At 64.4% G+C, this 2,296-nt stretch carries 3 protein-coding genes; 1 reads left to right on the forward strand and 2 read right to left on the reverse strand.

Going from position 1 to position 2,296, the window contains the following annotated elements; translation table 11 throughout:
• Positions 1–406: PEP/pyruvate-binding domain-containing protein (locus tag HP499_RS11770; RefSeq protein WP_375154252.1), on the reverse strand; the 406-nt coding region annotated here is incomplete at its 3' end.
• Between the two features lie 13 nt (positions 407–419).
• The gene (locus HP499_RS11775; RefSeq protein WP_172324246.1) at positions 420–1,457 is read right to left on the reverse strand and encodes a universal stress protein; all 1,038 of its coding nucleotides are present in this window, start codon (positions 1,455–1,457) and stop codon (positions 420–422) included.
• A gap of 415 nt (positions 1,458–1,872) precedes the next feature.
• Here HP499_RS11775 and HP499_RS25145 point away from each other — a divergent pair.
• The coding region (locus HP499_RS25145; RefSeq protein ID WP_309138379.1) for an FAD-dependent monooxygenase at positions 1,873–2,296 on the forward strand (424 nt) is incomplete at its 3' end.

Genomic DNA, 2,296 nt, shown 5'->3' on the forward strand with positions numbered 1-2,296 from the left:
CCACATTCAAGAAGGTGTCCTGCTGACCCGCGAAGCTCGCGAAGGCCAGGTCCTCGGCGGTGGCTGAAGACCTGACGGCAACCGGGACGTTCTCTCCCAGCTGCTGATAAGCGGACCGCACCGCCTCGGCAATCCCCGCCGGGACGCCGGCGTCGAGCACCAAGGACCTGGCCCGGGCGGCAAGGCGGTTCAAGTCCTCGAGTTGGGCCGCAGGGGTCTCTTTCAACGCTGCCAGCACAGCCTCCAGCCCGGCGCCCGAGAGAGCTTGGCGGTAGGCGGCCGTTGTGAGGCAGAAGCCGGGCGGTACGGGCAGGCCCGAACGTGCCAACTCACCCAGGTTGGCCGCCTTGCCACCCACGTCAGGAAGCATGGAAGCACGGATGCCGGCGATGTCGAGGATGAGCACCGGGCTGCGCCGCCTAAGCTGCGCCGAGCATGGGCCCAAACTTGTGGCGGTCAGCCAGCCGCGGGTCCTCCCTGTCAGGGACAACAAGCACAGGACCCTTGGCATGGTGCAGGACGCCATCCGAGGTGGAACCCAAAAGCATGCCTGCGAAGCCGCCCCGGCCGCGTGTTCCCAGAACCACCAGCTCGACGCTGCGGCTGGTTTCCACCAGGACGTCCACCGGCGAGCCGTCCCGGAGGTCCGTCTCGATGGTCAGTTGGGGGAAGTGGCTCCTAAGCCACGCGACACCGGCGTCCAGCTGGACCTTGATGTCGGCGAAGAGGGCATCCCGGTCCAACGGGGCCGGTACCCAGGCCAAGGACCCGCTGTATTGCGGTACCGCGCAGATGACGCGGAGCTTCGCTCCCATGCGTTGGGCTTGCTCGGCTGCCTCAAGCACAGCCACACGGGCTTGCTCGGAGCCGTCCACGCCCACGGCAACCACGTTCTCGACAGTGCGGGGTCCGGCTTTGGCGTGCTCGGCCTTGATGTGCTTGTCCTCTGTGTTTTCGCCCAGCCGATCAGCGCAGTACAAGGGGACCGTGACGGTGGGGCACTTGGCGTGTGCGGGCAAGGCGCTGCTCACCGATCCCAAGAGGCGTCCAACGAAGCCACCGCGGCCCCGACTGCCGAAAACGAGGAGCGCAGCGTCAGCGGAGAGATCCAGGAGGACACCGGCAGCGTCGCCGTTTTCGACCGAAGCATCGACGTCGATGGCGTAACCGGAAACCTTGTCCATGGCCTGTTTGATGATGGCATCCGCGCCCTCGCGAATCACTGAATCATCCACAGTTGCATAGCCGCCATCGAGTCCGGATGCAGCAAAGATGGGGACGGAGTAAGCCGTCACGATGTGCAAAGGCAATTGACGGCGCTCGGCCTCCCGCGCGGCCCATACCAAGGCGCATTGACCGTGCTCCGAACCGTCCACTCCAACAACGATGCCACCAGGCGCCACTGCCTGGTCCTGCCCGTCCTGTGGCTCTTCATTGTGCCTGCTGTGCTGGTCCATGGGGCCCGCCTCTCCACCTGCTGCTTGATGTTCCGGCCATTCTGCCAGAGGTTCTCCTTCCAGGATTCCCTCACAGCGCCCTTGTCAATGGCCGGGGCAGAAGAAACAATAAAATTCTTCCTCCCAAGGCCCACTATTCTCGGTCGGGAACGCCGAATCAAGGCGACTTCGGGCTATGTGGGTAACGGTCCGGGGTCGGTTGCAGCAAGGCCGTTTTGCGCTACGGATGAACACCGGAAACACGCGCACCCCGGAGGCTATCCATGGCAGAAAAAGTTCGGTAGTGTTCGAGTCACAGAATGGCCGGCAAACGTGTTCCGCAACACACTCCGGCCATTTATTGCGGCCGCTTGGGGAACTCGGACGCGACCCCATGCGATGCCCAAGGGCACACACGTCAAGGAGGAACCAAGCAGTGTCACTCACGCCTGATTCCGCCACGGAACGCACCACCACCGTGGTCATCGGAGCCGGCCTGTCCGGCTTGGCAGTTGCCAGTGAGCTCAGCCGTTACGGCGTGGGCTCCATAGTGGTGGACGGATTCGGCGCGTTGTCCGCAACCGGCCCGTCAGTACACACCGGAATGCTTCAACGCTGCGACGCCGCTGATCCAGCAGCCATGCAGGAACGCAACGAAATCCTCCGCCACCTACGGAACTACGCCGCCAGCCACCACCTGGATGTCCGCAGCACCACCCGGGCTGTACGCCTTGATTTCCTTGGCTCCGACCCATCCCAGCAGATCGGCTACGGACTGGCTGCCAGCATGACCACTGCCGGGCTCAGAACGGGGCTCCACGCCTCCGGTCCACTCGAATCCACCCGCCGTCAGTGGGCCG

This window comes from Paenarthrobacter sp. CM16, assembly GCF_013179505.1.
Lineage (GTDB): Bacteria > Actinomycetota > Actinomycetes > Actinomycetales > Micrococcaceae > Arthrobacter.

Coding starts and splice junctions, on each gene's coding strand:
- HP499_RS11775 (WP_172324246.1), bottom strand. CDS start 1,457: ATGGACCAGCACAGCAGGCACAATGAAGAGCCACAGGACGGGCAGGAC.